20 protein-coding genes and 1 pseudogene are annotated in these 26,992 nt (G+C 39.4%); 6 read left to right on the forward strand and 15 right to left on the reverse strand.

Features of this window, described 5'->3' with window-relative positions; all coding sequences use genetic code 11:
• Positions 1-363: 363 nt before the first annotated feature.
• The 8 genes and pseudogenes from ACJROX_RS19615 to ACJROX_RS19650 form a co-directional block, all read right to left on the reverse strand.
• A pseudogene (locus ACJROX_RS19615) lies at positions 364-495 on the reverse strand (epimerase); the annotation flags it as partial.
• A 293-nt stretch (positions 496-788) separates the two neighbouring features.
• A complete protein-coding gene (locus tag ACJROX_RS19620; protein ID WP_408011846.1) occupies positions 789-968 on the reverse strand; it encodes a hypothetical protein in 180 nt (59 codons plus the stop codon).
• Complete coding sequence (locus ACJROX_RS19625; RefSeq protein WP_408006886.1) at positions 928-1,131, reverse strand: SRPBCC domain-containing protein; 204 nt, start codon at positions 1,129-1,131, stop codon at positions 928-930. The genes ACJROX_RS19620 and ACJROX_RS19625 overlap by 41 nt, the downstream gene beginning before the upstream one ends.
• Positions 1,132-1,371: 240 nt before the next feature.
• Positions 1,372-2,631 carry a dihydrolipoamide acetyltransferase family protein gene (locus ACJROX_RS19630; protein WP_408006887.1) on the reverse strand — a complete coding sequence of 420 codons (1,260 nt, stop codon included), beginning with the start codon at positions 2,629-2,631 and terminating at the stop codon, positions 1,372-1,374.
• A gap of 197 nt (positions 2,632-2,828) precedes the next feature.
• Positions 2,829-3,857, reverse strand: a complete 1,029-nt coding sequence (locus tag ACJROX_RS19635) for an alpha-ketoacid dehydrogenase subunit beta (protein WP_408006888.1) — start codon at positions 3,855-3,857, stop codon at positions 2,829-2,831.
• Positions 3,857-4,867 carry a thiamine pyrophosphate-dependent dehydrogenase E1 component subunit alpha gene (locus ACJROX_RS19640; RefSeq protein WP_408006889.1) on the reverse strand — a complete coding sequence of 337 codons (1,011 nt, stop codon included), beginning with the start codon at positions 4,865-4,867 and terminating at the stop codon, positions 3,857-3,859. The genes ACJROX_RS19635 and ACJROX_RS19640 overlap by 1 nt, the downstream gene beginning before the upstream one ends.
• Before the next feature lie 186 nt (positions 4,868-5,053).
• The gene (locus ACJROX_RS19645; protein ID WP_408006890.1) at positions 5,054-6,889 is read right to left on the reverse strand and encodes a sigma-54-dependent Fis family transcriptional regulator; all 1,836 of its coding nucleotides are present in this window, start codon (positions 6,887-6,889) and stop codon (positions 5,054-5,056) included.
• 1,373 nt (positions 6,890-8,262) lie between these two features.
• Complete coding sequence (locus tag ACJROX_RS19650) at positions 8,263-8,463, reverse strand: hypothetical protein (protein ID WP_408006891.1); 201 nt, start codon at positions 8,461-8,463, stop codon at positions 8,263-8,265.
• Between the two features lie 249 nt (positions 8,464-8,712).
• Here ACJROX_RS19650 and ACJROX_RS19655 point away from each other — a divergent pair, with 249 nt between their 5' ends.
• Positions 8,713-9,951 (forward strand): M20 family metallopeptidase, encoded by a 1,239-nt coding sequence (locus ACJROX_RS19655; RefSeq protein ID WP_408006892.1) that lies wholly within the window; start codon positions 8,713-8,715, stop codon positions 9,949-9,951.
• Positions 9,941-11,536: an ABC transporter substrate-binding protein gene (locus ACJROX_RS19660; protein ID WP_408011711.1), complete on the forward strand. Its 1,596-nt coding sequence runs from the start codon at positions 9,941-9,943 to the stop codon at positions 11,534-11,536. The genes ACJROX_RS19655 and ACJROX_RS19660 overlap by 11 nt, the downstream gene beginning before the upstream one ends.
• A gap of 236 nt (positions 11,537-11,772) precedes the next feature.
• Here the strand turns inward: ACJROX_RS19660 and ACJROX_RS19665 are convergent, their stop codons facing one another.
• From ACJROX_RS19665 to ACJROX_RS19680, 4 genes are all read right to left on the reverse strand, one after another.
• Positions 11,773-12,324 carry a GNAT family N-acetyltransferase gene (locus tag ACJROX_RS19665; RefSeq protein ID WP_408006893.1) on the reverse strand — a complete coding sequence of 184 codons (552 nt, stop codon included), beginning with the start codon at positions 12,322-12,324 and terminating at the stop codon, positions 11,773-11,775.
• 808 nt (positions 12,325-13,132) lie between these two features.
• The gene (locus ACJROX_RS19670; RefSeq protein WP_408006894.1) at positions 13,133-13,381 is read right to left on the reverse strand and encodes an FIMAH domain-containing protein; all 249 of its coding nucleotides are present in this window, start codon (positions 13,379-13,381) and stop codon (positions 13,133-13,135) included.
• Positions 13,382-14,046: 665 nt separating this feature from the next.
• The gene (locus ACJROX_RS19675; protein WP_408011712.1) at positions 14,047-15,276 is read right to left on the reverse strand and encodes a multidrug effflux MFS transporter; all 1,230 of its coding nucleotides are present in this window, start codon (positions 15,274-15,276) and stop codon (positions 14,047-14,049) included.
• A gap of 120 nt (positions 15,277-15,396) precedes the next feature.
• Positions 15,397-15,831 (reverse strand): MarR family winged helix-turn-helix transcriptional regulator, encoded by a 435-nt coding sequence (locus ACJROX_RS19680; RefSeq protein ID WP_408006895.1) that lies wholly within the window; start codon positions 15,829-15,831, stop codon positions 15,397-15,399.
• A gap of 524 nt (positions 15,832-16,355) precedes the next feature.
• Between ACJROX_RS19680 and ACJROX_RS19685 the strand changes: the two genes are divergently transcribed.
• Entirely contained in the window at positions 16,356-17,801 is a 1,446-nt protein-coding gene (locus ACJROX_RS19685; protein WP_408006896.1) for a PQQ-dependent sugar dehydrogenase, read from the forward strand.
• A 331-nt stretch (positions 17,802-18,132) separates the two neighbouring features.
• On the opposite strand, the gene ACJROX_RS19690 is transcribed toward ACJROX_RS19685, so the two are convergent.
• The 3 genes from ACJROX_RS19690 to ACJROX_RS19700 form a co-directional block, all read right to left on the reverse strand.
• Complete coding sequence (locus ACJROX_RS19690; RefSeq protein WP_408006897.1) at positions 18,133-18,696, reverse strand: hypothetical protein; 564 nt, start codon at positions 18,694-18,696, stop codon at positions 18,133-18,135.
• An 826-nt stretch (positions 18,697-19,522) separates the two neighbouring features.
• Positions 19,523-20,620 carry an agmatine deiminase gene (gene aguA, locus ACJROX_RS19695; protein WP_408006898.1) on the reverse strand — a complete coding sequence of 366 codons (1,098 nt, stop codon included), beginning with the start codon at positions 20,618-20,620 and terminating at the stop codon, positions 19,523-19,525.
• A gap of 314 nt (positions 20,621-20,934) precedes the next feature.
• A complete protein-coding gene (locus ACJROX_RS19700; RefSeq protein ID WP_408006899.1) occupies positions 20,935-22,323 on the reverse strand; it encodes a sigma-54 interaction domain-containing protein in 1,389 nt (462 codons plus the stop codon).
• Between the two features lie 192 nt (positions 22,324-22,515).
• Between ACJROX_RS19700 and ACJROX_RS19705 the strand changes: the two genes are divergently transcribed.
• From ACJROX_RS19705 to ACJROX_RS19715, 3 genes are all read left to right on the forward strand, one after another.
• Positions 22,516-23,751 (forward strand): M20 family metallo-hydrolase, encoded by a 1,236-nt coding sequence (locus ACJROX_RS19705; RefSeq protein WP_408006900.1) that lies wholly within the window; start codon positions 22,516-22,518, stop codon positions 23,749-23,751.
• Between the two features lie 54 nt (positions 23,752-23,805).
• Positions 23,806-25,200 (forward strand): aspartate aminotransferase family protein, encoded by a 1,395-nt coding sequence (locus ACJROX_RS19710; protein WP_408006902.1) that lies wholly within the window; start codon positions 23,806-23,808, stop codon positions 25,198-25,200.
• 435 nt (positions 25,201-25,635) lie between these two features.
• On the forward strand, positions 25,636-26,976 hold the full coding sequence (locus tag ACJROX_RS19715; protein WP_408006903.1) for an APC family permease: 1,341 nt from the start codon (positions 25,636-25,638) through the stop codon (positions 26,974-26,976).
• Positions 26,977-26,992: the final 16 nt, after the last annotated feature.

Here is a 26,992-nt window from a genome sequence, read left to right on the forward strand (position 1 = left end):
GCAATCGCCCCCTTCAAGACGCAGATATCATGATCGAGGCCAAGATGAAGGATAAGGCTGCATTAAGCCTCGTTGAAGAATTATCGACTTTACGGGGATACAAACGGGTAGATGGGGCTGTGATAAAGGTGTAGCTTTCCATTTAAAAATAAGGAGAGACTGTCATGAGGACAGTCCCTTCAATAAAATTTGAACCGATTTCGAAAACGAAGCTCCTGCTCTTTCTATAGCTATGGCTTCATATTTTTGTAACTTTGATACTTGTGTATTGCCTGCCCAGCGTATCCAGATTCGTTTGAGTAAAGCTGGTCAACGATCTCCAATTGTTCATTCATATATCCTTCTCCCTCTTCATAGAAGGAAACCTGTGGTCCCGAACTTGTTTCCTACCATGTAGATGATATTTTTTACATCTGGCAGTCCTTTCAAATGAGCTTCATTCAACAGATCAGCTGCTATGGTTACCACGCCTGCCTCCTCCAGCTCTACCATTAATGAAGAGGTATGGGTAGAGATGGGAGAAGAATTGCAAGGGAAAATGCTGGAAGCAGTTGAAGAAGCTCGCGAACATGTAGACCAAACGAATTTAACTGCAGAAAAAGATGTGCAGTAAATTAATCATTTATTTTTGTATAAGACTAAAAGAGTTTACCAAATCATCTTTGGTGCAATACGCTTAGTTTTTGGAATTTTAATCGTTTTGAAGCTTTCCTAGCAGTTCTTCAGTCGATCCAAAAGTTCAATAGTTCCTTCTGACATACCAGCTTTCATCATACCAACCCGACCTTCTACTGATTGATATACCGTAGTCTCGGTAAACTTCGCCTTGCCATCAGAAATCTCTTCGAAGAGAGTCGTGACACACCCGAAAAACCAGGGTAGCCTTCAACCTCAAAGGTATTGATCAGCTGTTCAGGAGTGCTGACTTCATGATGAACGCCATTTAAATGCATATTCGTTACCTTCAACGTCCCGATGAACGAATCGCCAAATGCCTCCTTTTTTCATGTCCATCTTTTTCACTATTGTCGTATATCTTTTCGGACCCCACCAGTCAGGAACAGTTGTTGGATCAGTATACGTATTAAATACAAGCTCCCGAGGTGCTTTGAAAAATGCGAGAAACGACAATATCTTGCGTTCCTTTTTTAGCTACAATACTTGTTTTTGACATAGTATTCGCTCCATTATTTGAAATTAGGGTTATTCTATGATCCTTTCTCAAGAGTTAAATTCTCATTCTACTGCATTACAAAAATACAATACCCCCATCAATCACTACAGACTGGCCGGTCATACCAGACCGGTTACAAGTTCCACCCTTTGATTTGGCATGACTTTCTCCCTTCTTTTATTTGAATTAGTAGTGTTTTAAACTAGCATTCTGAATGGATTTTCCAAATATCCCTTCACCCTACTTAAAAACTCACTGGCAGGAGCACCGTCAAGCACTCGATGATCAAACGTCAAACTAAGTGGAAGGATGAACCGCTTCTCAACATTTTCTCCGACAAAAACAGGGGTTGCTTCTGCCCGGCCGACACCCAGTATCCCTGCTTCAGGAGGATTAAGAACCGGCGTGAAGAAATCAACTCCGTAAGCACCAAGGCTAGTAATCGTAAAGGTGGAACCTTTCATTTCTTCTGGTGCTAGGTTCCCTTCTCTCGCTTTTTGGCTGACGGTTCGGATCTGTTGAGAGATCTGACCGATTGATAGTGTATCGGCGTTTGGAATGACCGGTACAACGAGCCCGTTCTCAAGTGCGACGGCGATTCCGAGGTGAACGTTGTCATAGGTTGTAATTTCATCGTTCTCATACGTGCTGTTCATTTGTTGGTGCTTTTGAAGGGCAAGGACGGTCGCTTTTGCGATGAAATCTGTGATCGTCAGTTTGATTCCTTCTTCCTGCAAATCTTCCTTCGCTTTTTTCTGGATTTCCATCAGCTCTGTTACATCAGCTTTCATTGTTATCGTTAGTTGTGCTGTCTGTTGCAGACTGTTGTACATTCTTTCTGCAATGACCTTGCGCATCCCGCTGACTTTTTTAGGATTGCCTTCTTTTCGTTCAGGCTTTTTCTCTGGCTGTGGAGGTGCTGCTTGCTGGACGGCAGGTTTTGGTTTGTTGGATTCTTGCTGTTCTTTGACCGCTCGTTCTACATCAGCTCGTGTTATTCTTCCATTCGGGCCTGTCCCTACTAAACGATCCACCTCGATGCCTTCATTTTTTGCCAGTTTCCTTGCAGATGGGGACAGTCGCGGTTTGTGGCGTTTATTATCAGGGGACTGTTTTGTTTTCGGCTCCTCTTTTTTTACAGGTGCTTCCACAGCTGCGGCAACTTCTTCCTGGCTTTGAGATTGGACCTGTTCAGCTTCTCCGGGGGTTACCTTCTCATCCTGTTCTCCTATATAGCCGATTGGTTTTCCGACTACGACAACGTCGTCCTGTTCTGCTGCGATTTCAATGAGAAACCCTTCACCAGGTGCCTCGATGTCTTTTTCGATTTTGTCCGAGCTGATTACGGCGACCGTTTCGCCCTTTTTTACAGGATCGCCTTTTTGCTTGAGCCATTCGACGACCGTTCCTTCTTCCATGCTCATTCCTAGCTTTGGCATGATGATTTGCACTGACATGAATGGGAGTCCTCCTTTATTGCTGTAAAATTAATGAGTTTAGAGATATGCAACTTTCTTTACTTAAAGTCTAATAGACCTCTCTGATCTTCAATGAACTGCTCCGAAACCAGAATAAACGGTCCCGAAACTCCTATTTCTACGTTGGAGCCTTTTAAATGAGCGTGCTGCCGGGGCAACACGCTATTTTAGGTTCTTTAAACCACCAGCTCTCCACCAATCAGTTCATCAACAACCTGAAGCACTTTCTCAGGTGTCGGCAGGTACAGGTCCTCTAATGCCGGGGCGAATGGTACCGGCGTATGAGGCGCTGTCACCATCTTGATTGGTGCATCCAGGAAGTCGAAACCTTTGTCAGCAACAAGTGCTGAGATGTCTGTTGCGGCACTGCAACGAGGGTTCGCTTCATCGACGATCACTAACCGGCCAGTTTTTTCAACTGAAGAAAGGATTGTATTTTCATCAAGCGGTGAAAGTGTTCTGGGGTCAACCACTTCTGTATCGATTCCTTTTTTCGCAAGTTGATCGGCTGCTTTCAGTGCCGTATGCACCTGCTTGCCAATCGCCACAATCGTAAGGTCAGTCCCTTTCCGCTTGATATCTGCTTTTCCAAATGGAATCTTGTAAATGCCCTCTTCCACTTCGCCTTTCATGTTATAAAGAGTCTTGTCCTCAAAGAAAACTACCGGATCGTCATCGAAGATCGCATGAAGCAGCAGTCCTTTACAGTCTGCAGGGGTCGATGGAACGGCGACCTTGATTCCTGGAATCGCCGTGAACATGCCGTATAAGCTCTGAGAGTGCTGGGCAGCCGCTCTGAATCCTGCTCCGTGCATTGTACGAATTGTTACCGGCACTTTCGCTTTTCCACCGAACATGTAACGAAGTTTAGCACCCTGGTTCATCACCTCATCAAGACAGCTTCCGATGAAATCGTTGAACATCAGTTCAGCGATCGGTCTTAATCCAGTCGCTGCAGCAGTAACAGACGCTCCGATATATCCCGCTTCTGCGATCGGTGTATCAAGAATCCGTTCTCTTCCAAACTCTTGAACAAGCCCTTTTGTAACGCCCATTACGCCTCCCCAGGCTTCTTCATCCTGAAGGTGGTCAACCTCCGCACCTCCCACAACATCTTCCCCCATCAAAATGACATCTTCATCTTCTCTCATCGCAAGGCGAATCGCTTCGTTAACAGCATCTGCAAAGGTAATGATTCTCGCCATTATTGATCACCTCCAGCTTCTTTATAAGACACATAAACGTCAGTCAGTAACTCTTCAGGTTGCGGTTCAGGGCTATTTCCCGCAAATTCAACTGCCTTTTGGATTGCGTCTTTTACGTTCTGATCGATTTCATCAAGCTCTTCTGCATTTACAATATTTTCAGTCGTTAAGTATTCACGGAACTTAAGAATCGCATCCAACTCGCTGAGATGCTGTTCTTTCTCCGCTCCTTTATATGTCTGGGCATCACCTTCAAAGTGTCCGTAGTTCCGATACGTCTTGCATTCGATCAATGTCGGGCCTTCGCCGTTGCGGGCACGTTCGACCGCTCGCTCGGAAGCTTCATAGACAGCAAGTATATCTTTTCCGTCGACCACTTCACCCGGGATGTTATAACCTGCCGCACGGTCAGCAATCGATGTACAGCTGGACGCATATTCGAATGGTGTTGCTTCGGCATAGCCGTTGTTTTCTGCGATAAAAATAACCGGAAGCTTCCAGATAGCGGCCAGGTTGATTCCTTCATGGAACGTACCGTGGTTGTTCGCTCCATCACCAAAGAAGCACACCGCAACCGCGCCATTTTTCTTCACTTTCGCCGTAAGCCCTGCACCTGCCGCGAGCGGGAATCCTCCGCCAACGATTCCATTTGCCCCGAGCATCCCTTTCGATACATCGGCGATATGCATCGAACCGCCTTTTCCTTTACATAGGCCTGTCGCTTTGCCGTAAATCTCTGCCATCATGCCATCGAGGTCACAGCTTTTCGCGATACAATGGCCATGTCCTCTGTGCGTGCTCGTAATGCTGTCTTTATCATCAAGATGGGAGCATACGCCTACCGCTACCGCTTCTTCCCCTGCATATAAATGTACAAATCCAGGTAACACACCAGTACTGAAGATCTCATGTACCTTGTCCTCAAAATGGCGGATCTCACACATTTTTTGGAACATCTTTTTCGCTTTTTCATGTGTCAACTTACTTTGTTCTGATTTAACAACTGCCATTGTCCATTCCTCCTCATTTATAATTTTTTGAAAAGGTGGATCCTCTTCACTATTTTTGATTGCAAGTTTCATGCCAAAAAAGAAAACGCTTACAAATAAGCGTTTTAAAAAGATTTCGTTTATGACTTGTCCAATAGAATGAGACAGTTATAGACAGTGTCCCACTTTGTCTCATTTTTTCTCATTCTAATTGAGCTGGAACTTTTTTAGCTTGCGATAGAAGGTGCTTCGCGGCATGTTCAGCTTTTTGGCCGCGAGTGAGACATTCCCATCTGTTTGTTCGAGCATCTTCATCATTTTTTCTTTTTCAATTTTTTCACGATAAGATAAATCTTGTTTTTTAACTTTTTCAAGTGTGCAGTCTGTTGGTAAATGAATGAGCAGGTTTTTCATTAATTTGTCTGGAGGAAGTTCGGCATCATATAAAATTCGCATGCGGTCTAATAAGTTAAAGAGCTCCCGGATATTACCAGGCCAGTGGTAGTTTTGAAGTTTTGTTGTGATTTCATGAGGAAACGTTACTTGCCAGTTGCTCTTCTTCTGATAAAAGTCGATGAAAGAAAGCAGGTCTTCTTTTCTTTCCCTGAGTGACGGAAGATAAATTGGGAACACAAAGATTCGGTAAAAGAGATCTTCACGCAGCTGTTTCTTGCTCATTAATTCCTGCAGATTGCGGTGTGTCGCTGTAATCACTCTAACATTGACATTGACCGGCTTTGTTCCGCCGATCGGGGTGACCTGCTTTTCCTGGAAAACACGGAGAAGTGCGACTTGCATGCTGTGAGGGATTTCTCCGATTTCATCTAAAAACAAAGTTCCGCCGTCGGCCTGCTGAATCTTTCCTTTGTAGCCGTTTTTGCTGGCACCTGTAAAAGAGCCCGCTGTATAGCCGAAAAGCTCGCTCTCCATTATCGCATCAGGAATCGCACCGCAGTTGATTGCAATAAAAGGGCCGTCTTGCCGGTCGCTGTTTTCGTGGATAGCCCGGGCGATGCTTTCTTTCCCTGTCCCGGTCTCGCCATGAATATGGACGGTCACGTCTGTTTTTGCGACCTTCTCGGCATTCCATAGCACGTTTTGGAATGATTTGCTGGTTCCAATCACACCGTCAAACTGGAACCCGGCATTTTTGCTCGGAGGACAGGTAGCTGCTTTCTCCTTTCGTTCGATCTTCATGCGGCATCCGATCACACCATTATGATCCGAAGAAGAAATCGGCATTTTTGTTTTTGCTGTATAGCCAGAATCCAGCACTTCCATCATCGTAATCCGTTCTCCAGACGGAAAAGCCTGTTTTACGTTTTTGCTCATCCAAACGATCTCGTCTTTGTTATTTACGAGGATGACGGAGGATGTAAAGTCATCATCGCTTGAAGCATACTTCAACAATTCAATCTCATCTTCTCTCACGCGTCTCTGCCATTCCTGTTCAATGGCATAAACAGTGGAAGCCACTGCTGCGAGTGCATGTTCATGCATCGATTGATCGATTGGACTTGTGACATCAAGCACGCCTACAAGCGTCCCCTCATCATCATGGATCGGGGCTGCGGAACAGACAAACGGTTGGGAAGCGACAGAATAATGCTCAGTTCCGAGGATCGTAATCGGCTCATCTATTCGAAGTGCAGTCCCGATTGCATTTGTACCTACTTTGTCTTCTGTCCATTTAACGCCTTCTTTAAAATTTATTGTCAATGCACGTTCAAGTGTATCGGAATGCCCTGTTGCCTTTAAAACATATCCATTTCGGTCTGTCAGCAGCACCATCGACTTTGCATTTCCAAACAACTTTTGGAGCTTTTCTACATACGGAAGGGCAATCTCAAGAAGGGTTTTATTATCCTTAAGCCTGCGGTCAAGCGAAGGACCTGAAAGAATCTGATCCCCTTTTCCGTTATACGGATTCACGCCCTTTCGCTGGCAAAGATACCATGACTCGGAGATTCGCTTTCGTATCCGGGCAGAATCGAGAACACCTTCCTGCATAAACCGGCTCCATACTTCTCGTTTCAAAGGCACAGCAATGTCCACCTGTTTCACCTCGTTTAACAGATTGATCCCCGGTTGTCTTACTTTTTCCGTAACTTATCAATATTAAGAACTTCTAGGTGTTTAGGTAAAAACCCTTCCTTAGATGAAGAAGGATTTTATAACCGATTCCATGCCGTTATATTTATTCTTAAAGCAAATCACTTATCATACAATCCACATTTTCATGGTTAATCACATTAGCATTAAAAACTGGTATTAAAACGTAAAAATTTTAATACGATCTTCAAATACCCTTATTTCTTTAACAACATGCCGGATAAGGGACTTTTTATCTTCAAAGGTTAGCTCTTTCTGTCCATTTGAAAAGTAAAATTCAGCAGCTTCCTGAAGCAACTTTTTTCCATACATTTGTTGATCCCTATTATTTCTGGAGCTCTCCAGTTCTTTTAAATCCTTTGTTAAGCTTTCCTCTTTTTAGGGTCTTACGAGGTGAAAGTTGTTTTCGTTTAGATATATCGGTTATAATAAAACTAAATAGTTAGCATATATTAAAAAAGACCGTCGGTTCCGTAAAACCAACGGTCATGCAATAGACGGTTCCCTTCAAGGGGGATCGGCTAAGGGTAGAATAATCCACCAGAGCCTCTAACTCAAGGGTGGATTATTTTTTATGGTTAAACGACAGCACAACTACGATTAATGTTGCAAAAGCACATGCGAACATCAATGCTTCAAATACTGTCATGGAGCACCACCCCCTTTCTGCTGGGAGTGTGCCGACCACCCTTGAGAATCCTATTCTATTGCATCATCATTATTTCATGGTGGGTTGTAATAAATACGTCGTATATTAATTTTTTATGTTATTATTTCGAGTCAAGAAAAGGTAATGTTTTCTCTAAATATTGCTCCCAGTAGTTTTCATCACCTTCTAGATCATGTATCCAATAGTACCTCATCAAAATTTCGAACTCCTGTATTCTCCCCCTAGTAAATGTCTTCTTAGGCATTTTTCTATATAGGGAATCTAAATTAAACAAGTTATTTTTTTGTTTTATATCGTAGTCATATAAAGGATGCTTTTCCCATGTTTGTTGAATCCATTCATGTATTTCATTAGAAACAAAAAAGCATCCTTTTCAACTCGTTTTTCTTGACTCATTACCCGGTGATAATCCTTTATAAATAAAAATAACATTTCAGTGTGGTCTTTTATAAAAGGTAGTTTCTTTATTAAATTTGAATAGAAGTTATATGACAATGATCGAAACTCTTTATCAGAATTATATAAAAAGAAAAATTCATCCGATTTTAAAATATTTCCTAAGCTTTTGTTTATTTGTTTGCCGTACTCTGAATAAATACCAGTCAACCAACTTATAATCTCAGGATCATAATCCCTAAGTTGTTTTCTGTACGTCCAGCTTTTCATCTTTTAAGGCTGTTTTTTCTTCAGCTTCGGTAATATTTAAGTAGTGGTTAAAATATTCAAATACATAATTAACGCACAATCTCATATTTTCATTTTGTTCATCTACATTAAGTTCATCTATTTTATCCTCTTTTTTTCTTTTAGCAACATATTCTTCGATTGTAAGCAAATCCATCACCTCACTTATATTCCAAGGATAAAATTGGAAATAAAAACTCAATAGCTTCTTATCTTCACTTAACCCTCAAAATTTAATTCATATGATTTAAATTTACCGTTCTTATAAAGTGTTTTAACACTTTGTAGGTAAAATAAATAGGAAATGATAAGGGATTTCATTTCCTATAATTTGAAATATTCTAACTACACATGTAGAATACAAACTATTATAATTTATTGAAAATTTCGATAAAGGAGAGTGGTTATAATTAAACAACTGTTTGACAAACTGCATGAGCTTTATCCTCAACTAGTAGAGATTAGGCGTGACTTACATATGTATCCTGAAGTCTCAAATAATGAGGTGGAAACACCTAAGAAAATTTCAGAGTATTTAATATCACTCGGAATTAAAGTGAAAACAGGTGTCGGAGGAAACGGCGTTGTTGGGTATTTACAAGGAGGAAAGCCCGGAAAAACAATCGCTTTACGTGCTGACTTTGATGCATTACCCATCCAAGATGAAAAAGATGTACCATATAAATCCAAAGTGCCTGGTGTTATGCATGCCTGTGGACACGATATACATACTACTGCATTACTTGGAGTAGCCCATGTGTTAAGTCGGGTAAAAGAAAACATTATAGGTACAGTTGTATTTATTCACCAATTTGCAGAAGAAGTAGCCCCTGGTGGTGCAGAATTAATGATTCGAGATGGCTGTCTGGATGGTGTAGATGAAATTTATGGAGCTCATGTCTGGTCTAATGATTCCATTGGTCAAGTATCCTTCCACGAAGGATTTACGATGGCAGCCGCAGATACATTTGAAATAACCATTACCGGAAATGGTGGACACGGGGCCATGCCGCATGAGACTGTTGACCCAGTTGTTATTGCGAGTCAACTTGTGCTTAACCTCCAGCAAATTGCCAGCAGAAAGACAGATCCACTTAAGTCTATCGTGGTTACAATCGGTTCTATAAAGAGTGGGGAAGCACTTAATGTTATTCCAGATACAGCATACATCGGTGGAACAGTACGTTCGTTTGATGAGGATGTTCGGAATGAAGCAGAAAAACTTATACGGCACATCTCCGGGTCGACCTGTCACGTCTTTGGAGCAAATACAGAAGTTAAATATAATCGAGGTCACGCTGCCCTTTATAATCATCCTAATGAGACAAAAAAACTCAAGTCTTTAACCACTGATTTTTTAGGTAAGGCCAAAGTTTTTGATAAAGAACCGATTATGTGCGCTGAAGATTTCTCTTACTACTTAAGAAAAGCACCTGGCACCTTCTTCTTTGTGGGAGGAGGAAATCCTGAAATCGATGCAGTTTTTCCCCATCACCATCCTCACTTTAATGTGGACGAACGATCGATTATTACTATTGGACAGGTGTTCTTATCACTAATTTCCCATGAGCTAATAGATAAAAAAGACACATTGGAAGTACAGCCTATGCAAAATTTGGGAGGTGCTCCTGTTGAATAAACTATCTCTTTTCTTATCCTCTATATTGTTGATTGGTTTGGTTGCATGCTCATCTGACAACACTACAAGCGGTGCTTCAACTACACCACAGGATTCATTAGTTTACGGACGGGGTGGAGATTCTGTTTCTCTTGATCCTGCAACAGTAACAGACGGAGAATCGTTTAAAGTCACTGAAAATATTTATGACACACTTGTTAAATTCGGAGATATGGACACAAAGATTCATCCCTCTCTCGCTACTGATTGGAAAATTTCTAATGATGGTTTAACATATACATTTACACTTCAAGAGGGTGTTAAATTCCACGACGGATCTTCTTTCAATGCTGATGCTGTGGTTTACAACTTTAAGAGGTGGATGGATCCTGAGGAAAGTGAGAAAGGCAAATTTGCGATGTATAGGGCAATGTTCGGTGGTTATAAAGGAGATGAAAGCCACATCATCAAAGAAGTGAAAGCAATCGATGAAAATACCGTCCAATTTACCTTGAACCGTCCCCAGGCACCATTCCTAAAAAATTTGACTATGACTTCTTTTGCCATTGCTAGTCCTAAAGCTTTGGAAAAATACGGGGAAAAATTTAATGAAAACCCGGTGGGAACAGGGCCTTTCATTTTTGAAAAATGGCAAAGGAATGACAAGATTGTGTTGAAGAAAAACGATGACTATTGGATGGATGGTTATCCAAAATTAAAAACGGTTATTTTCAAAGCGATTCCTGAGGGTTCTGCTCGTCTTAATGCATTAAAGGCTGGTGAAATCGACATGATGGACGGTGTATCCCCAAGTGATGTTTCAGGCATTGAGAAAAGCTCAGATTTAAAAACTTTCACAAGGCCCTCAATGAATATTGGGTACCTGGGTTTAAACGTTACAAGAGGTCCATTGAAGAACAAGGATGTTAGAAAAGCTTTAAATCATGCAGTTGATAAGCAAGCTATCATCGATGCCTTTTATGAGGGACAAGCAAAACCTGCAAAAAACCCAATTCCTCCTACTATTCAGGGATATAATGAAGAAATCGAGGCCTATTCGTTTGATTTAGAAAAAGCTAAAAGCTTACTCGAAAAAGCCGGATATCCTGATGGCTTTGATATGGAAATATGGGCTATGCCAGTATCTCGCCCTTATATGCCTAATGCTCAGAAAGTAGCTGAAGCTATACAATCAACATTTAAGAAAATTGGCGTAAACGCGTCGATCAAATCATATGAATGGGCAACTTATATTGAAAAAGTTATCGGTGGAGAAGCTGATTCATTCTTGTTAGGTTGGACTGTTCAAAATGGTGATGCAGATAATCTATTATACACACTATTAGACAAAACTAACGTTGGAAGCAGTAACTCTGCCCGCTATGAAAGTGAAGAGTTCCATCAGTTACTTACGGAGGCGAAAACAACTGTAGATCCAGAAAAAAGAAACGAACTTTATCACAAGGCATTAGAAACCTTTCATGAAGATGCACCTTGGATCCCTCTTGTTCATTCAACACCAGTCGTAGCAGGAAAAAAGAACATCAAAGGATTCAATCCTCATCCAAATTCCAGTGTTCTGATGACAAAGGTTGAGTTTAAATAAATAACTGTTGCTTCATAGTGTATAAGTATTTTCTAATTAAGACGTTGACCTATCTTCAATGCTCTATTTTTAAAGGCTGTTTTCAAAAGATTGTTGCTATTGTCTAAAAAAATAAAGGCGTACCCTAATTTATTTAGGTGTACGCCAATTTTAATTATATTTTGCTATTTTGTGGTATTCTATAGTGAACTTTAATCCTGCTTACCAGGGCACCTCTATCAGGTGCCCTGGAATAATTAGTATTGAAATTCTTCTTTTAATACTCCCATCACGATGGTGTCATAATATTTTCCATCTATATAAGCATCATTTCGCAAGCACCCTTCTATCACAAAACCACATTTTTCATATGAACGAATAGCTTGTAAATTTCCGCTCCATGTATCGAGTTGGACACGATTTATATTCATTGTCTTAAACAAATAGTGTAAAAGTGTCTTCATGGCATCCGTGCCAAAACCTTTACCCCAGTATTCTTTAACTCCAATTCCAATCCCAACCGTACATCGCCTTGAGACACTGCTCAGTTCACGATAACCAATTAAACCAATATGCATAGGATTTTCGCCAAGGGTATAAATAGAAAATTCTCCAACCTCACGTTTGTCAAGTTTTTTTATTGCTTTATCATAGTCATCTTCGATTTTTTCCATAGGAACAAGACTATGGCGAAAGAAACCAGCACCAGCTTCCAGCTTTGCTGTTTCTTCATCGTTACGCCAATCGTAAGTTCTTTTAAAGTCTTCTAGTGAAACAGGTCGCAGTTCTACTTTTAATCCTGTAATCATAGGTGTGATCCCATCCTTTTAATTGTTTTTCACAATGCGAAAAGAAGCGACAGATAAAATTATTAATACCCATAAGCGTCACACCTTTCTAATATCTGATACTAGGTTAAGGTAATTGATTTACCCTTTATATAATTCTTTAAGAGTTCCTAATTACCTTCATCGATTAATCTGTGTTCCTGTTAAAAGCTATGACTTCACAAGAAAAAGAGCTCGGTTTCGAGCTCTTTACTCATTTATGGACTAAGGCCTTATTGTATTAAAGCCCCCTTTTCTTGAATAACACTTTCATAACTAAAATTGTTCAATGTCGCTTATCACACTTTTCAAAACATCAATAGATTTAACAGCATCATCGTCATATTGTAAACTATGATTCGCATCTGCAATTAACTTTGAAGTCATATATGGATCTTCTAGGACTTTAGAAAATCTCTCCTCGGTGTAGTATGCATAAGAGGGTTAACAATAAAGTCTTCGGAATGTTTATATTGATTAAATTAGTAACACTCTTCTAAATTAAGCTTAAAGCGCTCCTCCAGTCTAGATGCAAGAAACACTTTCACTCCATAATCCCCAAGTTCCTTAGTTGTTTCCTCACCAGGATGCCAACCACTTTAACCTCAATGTTCGCCAAAAAGAGAATGTCCTTTTCCTATATTATATTATGCCTCCAATTTAATACCAGGATGATAATAGACAACGATTCTTTTTGTGGAGATACCTTGCTTGCCACATTTTAAAAAAGAAAACTGTTCAAAAATCGCAATAATTACGAACCTTTGATTCAGCCCTCTTTACACGTAATCTAGTTCCACTTTCCAAGTAAGTACTTAGCGTTAGCATCGAGAATTCCAAATGCCTTGTCTGAAATAAGATTTTGCTCTTTATGATTTTCAAGCAACTGTCTGAAGTTATACATGTGATGCTTGGTTTTTTCCATTTCTCCACTTTGTTCGAAATGGTTTACTGTATCCAATTGTGCTAGTAAAGATTGTGCTGCACCATTATTTTTAAACTCACCATCTGTCTTATATTGTTCTACAAGAGATACCATCTCATCTACAGTTGTAGGGATATCTTTGAAAGCGTTTTAAAATCTTGATATTTTAATGATCTCGATTTCTTAATCACAGTATAATCCGTTTTATAGTTTTTGTAAATATCAAAAAAAAGAAAATTTTCGACTATTTTAGTACTAGCCTTAACTCTTTGTACAAAAAAGAGGTAGAAAAACAAAAACTGGTTTTCTACCTCTAAACAATAAGATTATTTACTTACTTTCTATTATATTTGCGCATTTAATGTTATATCTCGTATATATTCCATCGTCTTTCTTGAAGCTTATGACGGGGATTCAATTACATTTTGTAGCCGACAATTACACGGATGTAAAAAATTGAAAAAAATACATTAAAAGCAATGTGGATAATGACTCCTCCTACTTTTTGATACATGTTTTAACAACCATATTTTATAATTCTCCTAATTGCAGCGTCTTCTGGAGAACGGATGATAGCTCCCTATCATAGATCAAAGAAAAAATTCTCCTAATTGCAGCGTCTTCTGGAGAACGGATGATAGCTCCCTATCATAGATCAAAGAAAAAATGCTCCTAATTTTAGGAAGCATTTTACTATGACGCGCCTATTTAAAAAACGACCTCTTATGAAGGGACCCCTATAATGGAAGATCGTAATTAAAACGATCCCGTTAGATTGATTACATTTTACTGTTTGTACACGTTACCGTTTGTACACGTAATGACGCTCTTTTAACTAATCCAAAATAAGAAAGCAGAGCTAATAAACTTGTCGATAAAATGACAACACCCATTGGAATCGCTGTAAATTCTCCTGCTGCCCCTACAAGTGGAGCAGTTACTGAGCCAAGTAAAAATGGTAATAGCCCTAATAATGCAGAAGCACTTCCAGCAATATGTCCTTGTGTTTCAATTGCTAATGCAAATGAAGTTGTCGCAATAATACCAATGGAAGCTACTAAAAAGAAGATTGGAATGGCAACCACTAATAGTGGTGCTTTTAACAGAAGAGCCGTTAGTAAGACACTACCTGCTGTGGTAGAAAGAAATAAACCGATCTTCAAGAAGGTTCTCTCTGAAATGACATCTGTTAAGCGCCCAACCGACTGGGTTCCAATAATTAAAGCAATCCCATTTACTCCAAATAGTAGACTGAATATTTGAGGTGACACACCATAAATATTTTGATAAACAAAAGGGATACCTGATACGTAGGCAAAGATGCCTGCAATGATAAAACCTTGTGTCAGTGCATACCCTAAAAACTCACGATTTCTGAATAAAGACCTAAAATTCTTCAATACTTGAATGAGGTTACTTGGTACTCGATTTTCCTCCGGTAATGTTTCTTCAAGCTTTGATGAAACGGTCAGAAATAGTATCAAGCCCACTACGGCTAACACAATAAAAACACCATTCCAACCAGTAAAAGCAAGGACACCACCACCAACAATTGGTGCAACAATAGGTCCAAGATTCCCAACCAGCATTAATAAAGAAAAAAACTTCGTCAGTTCCTTTCCACTATACACATCACGAACAATCGCTCTCGAAATAACAAGTCCACCTGCTGCAGCAAACCCTTGCATTAGACGAGCAATAATAAAGATATAAATGGATGGTGAAATCGCACAAATAACGGAAGCTACTAAATACATGATAAGAAAAGTTAGCAATGGTTTACGACGACCTTGAACATCACTCATTGGACCAATAATCAATTGGCCCAATCCTAGTCCTATTAGACATGTCGTCAAACTAATTTGTACCAAAGAAGCATTGGTCTGATAATCCTCTACAATCGTAGGGAATGAAGGCAAATACATATCGATGGTAAACGGACCTAAAAGCCCAAGTGACCCTAATAGTAATGCTAGCTGTAATCGTTTCTTTCCTGTAAAGTTATTCAAGATGTTCTCGCCCCTCTGTATAAATGCATGCACATGCATACAAATTAGCATATTAAAAAAAACACCGTCAAGCTAAAGAACTCAATAAAAAGATGGTTGCCAGTGACTTAACTTGTCCCATCATTCATTTATTTGATGAATTAAACGTTCTAGCTCTTCTTGAATCAGTTCATTAGAAAATGCCTTTTTAAGAGTCTCATTAAACGTAACGAACGCCTTATTCAACTTTTCTTCTCCTTCCGCTGTTAAGGAAGTATAAATCGCTCTACGGTCGTCTCCGCAAATGTGTCTTCTTAAGGTTCCACAGCCCTTTGCTTCAAACCGGCTAACAAGTCTCGACATCGCACTTTGACTTAAACCGACCATATTCTGTAGCTGCTGTAATTTTAATTTCTTTTCAGGAGCTTGGGATAAATATAACAGGACGTAAAATTCATTTAATGCCAATTGATGATGCTGTTGGAGTACGCTTTCTAACTCATTTGAAATATTCATTTGTATAGTAGATAAAGTCAACCAATTTGTTATCAGTTGTCGATTTTGATTTAATTCCATGTTCCACCTACTCTATTTCTTCCTGTCTTTAGTATCCATAACAGCAACACCTATTATAATTGCACCTAACGTAACAAGTAAATGAATTTTTCGTCAAATTCTATAATACTCTTTTCACTCAGAAATAACTCATCACGGTTCTTCTCCCTCTACTCCAATATCACCTGTTTAATCCATTGAATTTCATAAAATGTTTCCATCTTGAAACAGCTCCTTTCTTGGATTGAAAAGAAAGGAATTTTTGTGAAAACGAATGTAGAAGGATGTGAAAGCATCAAGTGGGAAGTTACGGAAAGTACAAAATCCAGCGACTTACCCCAGCGTATAAAGGTGCTATAAATATTAAAACCATGCCCTTTCACTACTCTGTCATTGCGGTTACCCTGACGGTTCATACGCAAAGAAGTCGATTGCTGCGCAATCCACTTCGTAGCACCCTTGCATACAGTCCTAATTTGGTACTTATAGAACAGTTCTAATCATATTCTTATAAAAGAAAACAATTAGAAGGGGTGTAAAGTGAGTTGATAAAAGTTAAGGTTAGTTTACGTCCCATTGTAAATAGGATAAATTTACCCACTGTTTTGAAAACAACTATACTTCCGGGTGACTCAATCGAAAGATTATTCATTGTAACCCAGGTAGGAGAAATCTTTTACATAGGGAACGGGGATATTAGGACTTTTTTAGATATTCGACCGCGAATCTTAAAACTAGGTGGTCCTGGTGGTGGATATGATGAGCGGGGATTGCTAGGACTAGCGTTTCATCCCCAATTTTATTATAACGGTTTGTTTTATCTTCATTATTCAGGTGCTGGAACACAAGGTCCAGGTGCTCTTCCTAATTCAGAATCTGCAAGACAAGGTCTTCCTGAATTTTTTAATCCTAACCCGTGTGATCCTAAAACTTTAAACCTAAGGTGGACAAATAGAGATACTCAATATGATCATATTGATACAGTTGAAGAATGGATTTTACAATCGAATGGTCAACCTCAAAAACGACGGACATTACTTAACTTGAGAAGACCATTTTTTAATCATAATGGTGTTAATAGCTTAAACTTTTCACCTGAAACAGGAAAACTTGTATTAACAACCGGAGATGGTGGATCAGGCTATGATCCATTTAATTTAAGCCAGGATGGGATGGAAATCGCGGGTAAAATAATTGAAATTGATGTAGTTAAAAATACAGCTATCTATAATCCACCCGTAGTCACACGTTTTAATGAACTACCCGCACCTATTCAGGAAACACTTACGGTAATTGCCAAAGGGGTTCGCAATATACCAGGAATTTCATTTCAAAGGTATTCTAATCAGTATATTAAATATGTGGGGAATGTCGGACAGGATTTGGTAGAGTCGATTTTTTCATTCGTTCAATATAAACCAATACCGGTTACTCAGCTTATTCAAGCTTCTTTAATGAAATCTGAACCTAACCAAGAAGGATTTGTTAACTTTGGTTGGCGAGGGTGGGAAGGTGCTTTTCCTACTTCGATTATGAGAAGCTGCTCTACACATCCGAATTTGGATGAGAAAACGATTGCTTATTACGATGAAGCAATTAAAACTTCAGTGAGGCGGATTCAGCCTTTAACTAGTTATTTCCATAAAGATCCCCGACCCGATAAGTTTGGGGGAACTGCACTTACAGGGGTACAACCATATATGGGGAAAGGAATCCCCGCTTTAACGGGAAGCATTGTGTTCACCGATATTGCCCGGAAGGAACAATCTCAAACTCTGGTTAAAGGGGTTTTAGCTTATACTAAGGTAAGACCAGATTGTAAACTAAGTGATTTTAGTGTAATTGAAACCGATTATGATTTCGGGTCTCAATCTGCTTATTATGTTAGTCTGGGAACGAATCTAGACCAAACCAGATTATATTTAGGGGGTTATGGCTCTTTGAAAGTGACTGATTTTAACCAAGGCACTGTTTTTGAAATAGTTCCATGAATCATAACTATAAAATTCTACTTAATCTTGATAAATCTCTTACATGGATTTAATTGAATCCTAAATAACAACCAAGGGAGCAATCAGGCTCCCTTGGTTGTTATTTGCCTGAGGATTAAGAAATCCTTTCAGGCTAAAGTTTGATAAGCAATATCGTTTATTTTGCGGGAATCACTGGATTGATGTCCGGGCTAGTCGGCTTGTTGAGAATTATCCTGACGAATTTCGATACATTTAGCAAACAAAATGAAATGTACATCACCTACTTTGGAATCTTTAAACCACCTGAAAAAAATGGGTGTAGTTCCTGAGACCGGGGTGATTTGTAGGATCACTTAATTATAATCATTTTTAATCTTTTAAAAATGATTAAAGCAATTTCAACCCATAACCAGCTATAAAGAAAAGCAAATAAAAAGATACTTCCAGTTGTAAGAAATGAAAAGGAATCAGAGACGGCTGGACCTAAAACTGGAAAGTGAAAAATAAATAGTAGACTCATAATTCCTAACATTAAAAGAATTGTACCAGTAGCAATAATACTTAATCTTTTCCTAAAAAAGTAAAAAGACGCCCCTATGCCAAGTCCTAACAATCCTGTTGTAAAAGGAAATACAATTAGTTCAGTTGGCTGTAGGATGAATAACAACATAATTGTCAGAAAATAGGACATTACTCCAAATGGAATGGAAAACATGGAACATAACAGAATAGGTGCAGTGGCAAGCGGACTTAAAAAATATCCTATACCTGGTAAATAGCCACCAGCAGCCTGTAGAATAGCAGCCATACAGGCAAATATAGACCCTAAAATGAGCTTCATCGTTTTTTTATGTCTATTGAATATTAATTGAGATAAACGAACCTCATCAGAAATAGGTTCAAAAAAATACACCTTTACACCTCATTCTAAATGATTTATACGTTACCATACATTATATTTATATTTATTAGAGATTGAACTATTATTAATAATCCAAACGTCAATATCCTGTGTAATCGCTGCCAACAGTTTTGGCAGCCTTAAGGAATGTGTTCTGTGCCGTCCCTGGGGCTGTAAAACCTATTGCCAGATTCTACGGAAGCCTCAAAACGACAGATCGATTTCCTGAATTATTGAATGTCCCTTTCAAGGAAGATAAAACAATTTGCTTTTTATAACAATGAAAAACTCCATGATTTTCTTCACGGAGTTTTGCTATTGCCTTTATTATGTTTGTTCATGATAAAAGGGGGCTTTCCATTTCCCATTCATGGACATCTAGACCTATCCTATAGCCCTTGGAGAACATATGGACCATTCTCTGCTATATTCATCGCTTCTTCCAGTGAGGGAGCTATAAATATAACCTGTCCCGTCTAAAAAACGCCCTTTTACGTACACCCTTCCTTATTCCTGTTGTTCATCAGGATATTCCTAATGTTGAGGACGGTAACGACTACCTCTTTCCTAATCTTTCATAGGTAAGATGCGGCTAGATATATCATAGTCCCCCTCATCTTTAACTGGTATGAATATTTGAAAACGGTCTTATTATCTTTTAATATGTTTATTTCATTTTGTCTTCCTTTATAAAAATAACACTACTAGTGGTGTTGAATGGTAGATACCAGATGTAAAAATGATTCTTATCAACTTTGCTGGATCCTGATACAAATAATTCTCCTACTTCAAATGAGCCACCCCTTTTTCCTTACTTTAACTCTCTAGGCTTTGATTGTTAAGGAAGAGGCTGCTGTTGAGTGATACAGTGTATATTTCCCCCGCCAACTGAAATTTCCCGTGTGTTGATAGGAAAAATTTCTCGGTCTGGAAACATGTTCTTAAAAGCTTCAATTGCATATTCATCCTGTGGGTCATTGAAGGTCGGTAAAATGACTGCCCCATTACATAGGTAACAGTTAATATAGGTTGAAATGAAGGTTACCTCAGGCGAACGTTCAAAACTGTAACAAGAGTAATCAATTTCTAGACTTTCTGTTTCACTCAAGGTAATTTGATTGGGTAAGTGAATTTTATTGATCTTCAACTTCCTCCCCTTGGCATCCGTAACTTTCTCCAATCGTTGGTAGGCATCCTGAAGCACAGCATATTGTGGATGGCCAGGGTCATCTGTCCAACTCAATGCTACCTCACCCGGTCGAACGAAAAACACTACCTCGTCCACATGACCATCGGTTTCATCACCCACCAAGCCATCCTTTAACCAGATAACCTTTTGGATATTTAAATATTGGAGGAGTTTATCTTCAACTTCTTCCTTTGTTATGTTGTTATTTCGATTAGGATTCAATAGGCATTGCTCTGTAGTTATGAGTGTGCCTTCACCGTCTACCGTTATTGCCCCGCCTTCAGTAATAAAGTCAGTAGCATCATAGCGGCTGATTCGTTCGATTTCCAGTACCTTTTGTTTGACCAGTAGATCGAGATCCCAAGGGAAATACAACCCTTCTTTTATTCCTCCCCAAGCGTTGAAACCCCAATCGATCCCTCGAACCTCACCTTTATCGTTTTTAACAAAGGTTGGACCAATATCACGCATCCAAGCATCATTGGATGAAATTTCAACAATTCGTATATCATGTGGCAAAAGTGCACGGGCATTTTCGAATTGTTCCGCCCGCACGCACATGGTCACAGGCTCAAATTTTGATATCGCTTTAGCAACCTCCACATAAACTCTTTGGGCTGGCTTAGCACCAGCTCTCCACGTATCGGTTCTCGTCGGCCAAAGCATCCATGTACCTTTGTGTTTTTCAAATTCTCCAGGCATTCTGAACCCGTCTTTTCTCGGTGTACTATTTATGGTTAAAACCATTTCTTATCCCCCCAAACACATAAAAACTCATATCGACAACATAGTGATAAGATTCCAATATAATAGAGTTCTTTTATGAAAAATCCCTCCCTAATGTGTAGTTGCTAACTAGTAATGCAACTTTCATGCCATCTTTTATTTTTCTGAAATCAAAATTTGATTTTCTTAGGGGTTTTCGGGCTTTACCATCGTTCTGATTCTCATTTAAAAGAATAGTAATACCAAATTTATTTAAAAAACATCATTTCTGTTTTATTGTTTGAACCGAAATCGATTCAGCTAAGTGTTAAGTTCTGCATCCGCATCGTACTATATTAGAGATTGTATTTTTTCAACCTTCTCATGAATGACGATTGGGTTAATCCTAACGATTCAGCTGCTTTTCTTGTTGATGGATGGTTATTTTTCGCTTCAGTAATCATTTTTTTTTCGATTTGCCCTAAATATTCTGGAAGGCTTTGATCATTTAAACTGGAAAATGAAGCCTCTATCTGTTGTATTTCCTGCAATACTTTATCTGGAAGATCTGACTTCTCAATAACATTTGCTTTCGTCGTAACAATCAAACGTTCAACCATGTTTTCTAACTCACGGATATTACCCGGCCAGCTATAGTTTTGAAGGTAGTCAAGCAGTTCCTTACTCAACGTCGAATTATTTCTATACTTGGCCTTATATAAATCAAAGTAATGGTATATCAGAGGAAGGATATCATCTTTTCTTTCTCTCAAAGCAGGGATTTGGATAGAAACAACATTGAGTCTGTAGTACAAATCCTCCCGAAATCGTTTTTCCTTCACCATCTGTAGAAGGTCTTGATTGGTTGCCGTTATGATCCGGATATCCACCTTTTTTAAATCGGTAGCACCAATTGGGATAAATGACTTGTTTTGTACCAATTGGAGAAGTTTCGGTTGAAGGGAAATTGGCAATTCTCCGACTTCATCTAAGAAAAGTGTGCCTCCATTCGCTCTTTCAACCAATCCTATTTTTCCCCTGTTGTTCGCTCCCGTGAATGCTCCTCTCTTATAGCCGAACAGCTCCGATTCGAGTAGCGTTTCTGGTATAGCACCACAGTTTATCTGAACAAAAGGCTTATCAGGTCTTTCACTGTTTTTATGGATTTCCTCTGCAATCATACTTTTTCCGACACCGGTCTCACCATTTAACAAAATGGTCGCATCTACTGTAGCAACTCTGCTTATCAGATCCATCATTTCTTCATGTTTCTTGCTCTTGCCGATTACGGCCTGCCTATGGCCTTTTTCCGTTTCCTTCATCTTCAACTGCTGGAGTTCATTCCAATACTTCTTAAGCAGTGATTCAGCCTTCTCAAGTTTAAATGAGGCTCTAACCGTTTCTGTAATGTCCTTTACCTGGACCAATACATATTCAGTGTCATCCTTTTGAACTTCAACTAAATGTCCAGTAGCCAGATACTGCCGTCCTTTTGATGTCTGGACCTTCGTAACCGTCTCCCGTTTTTCTAATACGATCTTTGTTACTGATGGAGTGAATAGTCCATTATTTTCTAACTCCGTAACGCTTTTACCGATTATTTTGGACCGAGGTGCCCCCAATTGTTTTGTACTTGTATCATTGATCCAAAGGGCAACCCCGTTATTATCAGCTATAAAAATTCCATCCTTCAAATGGTTAAAAATCGTATTAAAATGCTTGTCCTTAAAAAATCCTTTATTCATTGAGTCGAACCTCCCTAGAACAATTATACAAACGCGAATTGAGTCGAAATCGAATCAGATCGATTCGAAATCGATTCAAATTTTCATTATATATTACCAATTTTCAGAATAAAAGGCTACTTTTTTAGTAAATTTACAGAATTTATTTTTTGGCATGGAACTTGCATTTATAAAATTACGAGGAGGAGACATATGAAATCATTACTACTAGGAGTAAATAAAAAGCGTCTACTTGAAACGATTAAAGTGAGCTCTTCTATTGGCTCTTCTGAAAAAGGAGGTCTAAATCGTCTAGCCCTGACGCAAGAAGACAAAATGATGAGAGATGTATTTGTTCAATGGCTGTATGAAGAAGGGCTGGATGTCAGGTTTGATGATTTTGGAAACATATATGGAAGGAGGAAAGGTAGGATAATCGATGGCCCTGCCGTTGCTGTTGGATCTCACTTAGATACTCAACCATGTGGCGGACGCTATGATGGTATTCTAGGCGTTCTTACAGCATTAGAAGTGATCCGGGTATTAAATGAAAATAATATAGAAACCGACTACCCGATCGAAATCATTAATTTTACGAATGAAGAAGGAGCTCGTTTTGCTCCACCGATGCTTGGTTCCGGGGGGGTTGCTGAGGAATTTACAAAAGACTTCATCTACAGCACGAGGGACGATAATGAAATATCCTTCCAAGAAGCTTTAAGAGAAATCGGATATTTAGGAGATAGAAGAAATCGATTAAAGAATGTCAGAAGTTTCATTGAACTCCATATCGAACAAGGACCTATTTTAGTAAATGAAAATAAATCAATTGGGATTGTCGAAGGCATCCAAGGTATGAGCTGGTTCAGCGTTAAGGTAACAGGCGAGACAAACCATGCCGGTCCTACACCGATGGAAAATCGGAAAGATGCCCTCGTTCCATCTGCGAAGATGATTTCAAAGGTGAACGAAATCACGAAAAAGATTGATGGCTTGAAAACAACGGTAGGTAAAGTGAATGTCAAACCGAATGTGGCGAATGTGATTCCAGGTGAAGTGGAGTTCATGATTGATATTCGACATAAGGATGATGAGATCCGTTCATATGCTATTGAAAGATTGAAAGAACAGTTGAGTACCATTGCGTTGATGAATGACATGGAGGTAACGATCACGACAGATTGGCACTCTGATGCTGTCAGATTTTCACCTGTAGTGACGGATGCTATCAAGGAAGCAGCTGACAAATGGGGCTATTCTTCAATAAAGCTTTTCAGTGGTCCTGGCCATGATGCAAAATATATGAACAAGATGGCTGGGAGCGGTATGATTTTTCTGCCAAGTATCAACGGCATCAGCCATAACGAAGATGAACTTACGTTAGATGATGACATCGAAAAAGGAGCCAACGTCCTTCTTTATGTAATCCGAAAACTAGCAAATAACTAAATGATCAATTGACCGTTTTATTATTATTAAAATTTTTGATCAGGAGTGATGAATATGAGTCAAATGAAACTAGTCGATCATGCGAATGGCGAATCATTGCCAGCTGAATTATCTGTGTCAGACCGTAAACACCTTCTTCATCCATCTACGAATCCTAAAGCCCAGGTAGAATTCGGCCCGAAGATCATTTTTAAAGGCGGAAAAGGCATCCACCTGAAAGATCTCAAAGGCAATACGTATATTGACGGTGTTTCGATGCTATGGAATGTCAACCTTGGGCACGGGAACAAGGAATTGGCAGATGCTTCGTATCAACAAATGACAGAACTCGCCTATGCATCAACTTTCTACGGATATGCCAATGAGCCGACCGTCCGTCTGGCTGAAAAGATTGCATCTTTGACCCCAGGAGATTTGAATACCGTTTTCTTCACGTCTGGCGGCTCAGAGTCCAATGATACGGCATTCAAGTTGTCAAGATTTTATTGGCAGCTGCAAGGTTACAAGGAAAAAAGGAAGATCATTTCTTTACGTAGAGGCTACCATGGTGTAACCGTAGCGGCACAAAGAGCGACAGGAATCGATGTTTACCGTGAGTTTTCTGGTTCGACGGACCCTGACATTGTCAATGCAAAGGCTCACGTTACCGACTGTGAGCTAGGTGATAAAAGCCATCCAGACTATGAGGGCAGTATTAGAAGCATCATAGAAAAAGAAGGAAAAGATAAGATTGCTGCCGTCATTGTGGAACCGATCCAAGGGGCTGGTGGGGTTCATATTCCTCCAGAAGGGTACCTGCACGCTATCCGAAACCTTTGTAATGAATTTGATATCCACTTGATTGCCGACGAAGTGATCTGCGGCTTTGGGCGGACTGGAAAAATGTTCGGTGTTGATCACTGGGGGATTGTCCCCGACTTCATGTCGGTCGCAAAAGGGATCACAAGCGGGTATGCTCAGCTTGGCGGTGTAGTCATGAGAGAACATATCAGGGATGCTATTAATGAGTATGATGCTATGCTGGCTCATGGATTCACCTATAGTGGTCATCCTACAGCTTGTGCGGTCGGATTAAAAAATATTGAAATCATAGAACGGGACGGTCTTGTCGAAAATGCAAGTCTACTAGGAAACGTGTTAGAAAAAGGACTCCATGATTTAGAAGACAAATACCCCTTTTTTACAAAAGGTAGAGCCAAAGGCTTGCTAGCTGGATTCGATTTAATGAAGGATCCCGAGGAAAATGTTCCTTTTGATGAATCTGTAAAAGCTGCCGCCACCATCGTAGAAGAATGCTATCAGCGAGGTTTGCTGATCAGACCGTTCGATTTTGAACCAGGAATGAATATAGTAGCGATTGCCCCCCCTCTTATCATCAATAAAGATGAAATGGAAAGGATTATTACGATTATAGATGATTCCCTAGCTGTCTTTTCTAAAAGAATTTAGGGCTGGCTACCGGTATATACAAATATCACCTCTTAGTCCAAATATACGGACCTTATTATGGCCAGGCAGAAGGACTTTGGACGGAAAATCTGAAACATGCTCATCCTATATTACGAACCGACTATAACCTCACGGATGAGGCATCATCTTTTGAAGGATTAAGGAATCTAGCTACGTCCGAAAAATAAGATCTTACTCTTTAGATAATTAAATAGTTTGTAAATAAACCTAGATTAATAATTCATACCTGACAATCTTCTACATATAAAGAGGATTGTTAGGTAAGATTTACTATTATTCCATTCAAATCTTATATCCCCTTTTCTCTTCAGATGGTAACACATGACCCCTGATTGTAAGCGGATACATCAGAATGGTAATAAAAGATGTCTAATCATTTTCCTCAAGTAAAAAAAGATTGGAAGGAATGGTTCTATGAATCAATCAAATCAATTGAAACGAAGGTTAAAGTTGTTTCATGTAGTAGCAATAGGAATTGCGTATATGTCACCCTTTGCTGTTTTTGATACTTTCGGAATCGCATCGGATGTATCTTCAGGACATGTGCCTGCAGCATATATTGTAGTTTTTCTCGCAATTCTTTTCACCGCTTTAAGTTATGGAAAATTGGTAAAAAGATATCCTGCTGCTGGCTCTGTCTACACATATACTAAAAACATTTTGAATCCATATGTCGGTATTCTGGTGGGATGGGTTACTTTTATAGCCTACTTAGCCCTTCCCATGATCAACGCCTTACTTGCTGAAATTTACCTTTCAGCAGCATTACCTGGCGTTCCTAGCTGGGTCTGGGTTGTTGGTCTAATTGTTATTATTAGCTTTTTGAATATCTTTGGTGTCAAACTCGCAGCTTCGGTGAATTTGTTGCTTGTCGCATTTCAATTTTTGGTTGGAACAGTCTTCATTTACCTTAATGTTCGTTCCATTACAAAAGGACCTGAGCATTTTAATTCGTTGAACGAGCTATTTCCTTCCAACATGGAGTTTTCAGGGCTATTTGGGGCAGCAGCTTTATTAGCTTTATCCTTTATAGGGTTTGATGCAATAACAACCCTTTCTGAAGAAACCGTTGAACCTAAAAAAAATATTCCTCGAGCTATTTTACTAGTTGCATCAATAGGGGGGATCTTTTTCTTCACTGTCACCTACTTTATGCAGTCCCTATTCCCTGATGTATCTGTGCTTAATGATATTGAAGGTGCCTCACCTGAAATTGCTTATATCATAGGTGGAAACTTATTCCTCTCTATTTTCACCGCCGGAGCCTTATTTTCCGTATTTGCTTCAGGTTTGGCAGCACAAGTTAGTGCTTCTCGCTTGTTATATGCCATGGGAAGAGATGAAGTATTGCCTAAGCGTTTCTTTGGGTATTTACATCCTAAACATAATTCACCTGTTCCAAATATTCTCTTAATCGGTGTATTAGCATCATCCGCACTTTTGTTAGATTTACGCGGAGCAACATCTCTCATTAATGTTGGTGCATTCACTGCTTTTTCATTTGTTAATATATGTGTGATTGTAACCTACTTAAAGACTAAGGAGTCACGCTCTCTATTATATACCTTAGGTCATTTGATTGCCCCTCTTATTGGTCTGCTCTTTATTGTGTATCTATGGAGTAACCTTGATTTGTTTTCGATTACGATTGGTTTAATATGGGCCTTGATCGGTTTCCTGTATTTGACATTATCTACAAACTTTTTCAAAAAAGAACCACCTCAAATTGATTTTGATGAACTTGAGGTGTCGTAAAAATTGAAATCTATAA

Source organism: Pseudalkalibacillus sp. A8, assembly GCF_045920555.1.
In the GTDB taxonomy this organism is placed as follows: domain Bacteria; phylum Bacillota; class Bacilli; order Bacillales; family Fictibacillaceae; genus Pseudalkalibacillus.

Coding starts and splice junctions, on each gene's coding strand:
- ACJROX_RS19705 (WP_408006900.1), top strand. CDS start 22,516: ATGAAATCATTACTACTAGGAGTAAATAAAAAGCGTCTACTTGAAACG.
- ACJROX_RS19700 (WP_408006899.1), bottom strand. CDS start 22,323: ATGAATAAAGGATTTTTTAAGGACAAGCATTTTAATACGATTTTTAAC.
- ACJROX_RS19635 (WP_408006888.1), bottom strand. CDS start 3,857: ATGGCGAGAATCATTACCTTTGCAGATGCTGTTAACGAAGCGATTCGC.
- ACJROX_RS19640 (WP_408006889.1), bottom strand. CDS start 4,867: ATGGCAGTTGTTAAATCAGAACAAAGTAAGTTGACACATGAAAAAGCG.
- ACJROX_RS19665 (WP_408006893.1), bottom strand. CDS start 12,324: ATGATTACAGGATTAAAAGTAGAACTGCGACCTGTTTCACTAGAAGAC.
- ACJROX_RS19680 (WP_408006895.1), bottom strand. CDS start 15,831: ATGGAATTAAATCAAAATCGACAACTGATAACAAATTGGTTGACTTTA.
- aguA (WP_408006898.1), bottom strand. CDS start 20,620: ATGGTTTTAACCATAAATAGTACACCGAGAAAAGACGGGTTCAGAATG.
- ACJROX_RS19715 (WP_408006903.1), top strand. CDS start 25,636: ATGAATCAATCAAATCAATTGAAACGAAGGTTAAAGTTGTTTCATGTA.
- ACJROX_RS19670 (WP_408006894.1), bottom strand. CDS start 13,381: ATGGTATCTCTTGTAGAACAATATAAGACAGATGGTGAGTTTAAAAAT.
- ACJROX_RS19710 (WP_408006902.1), top strand. CDS start 23,806: ATGAGTCAAATGAAACTAGTCGATCATGCGAATGGCGAATCATTGCCA.
- ACJROX_RS19630 (WP_408006887.1), bottom strand. CDS start 2,631: ATGTCAGTGCAAATCATCATGCCAAAGCTAGGAATGAGCATGGAAGAA.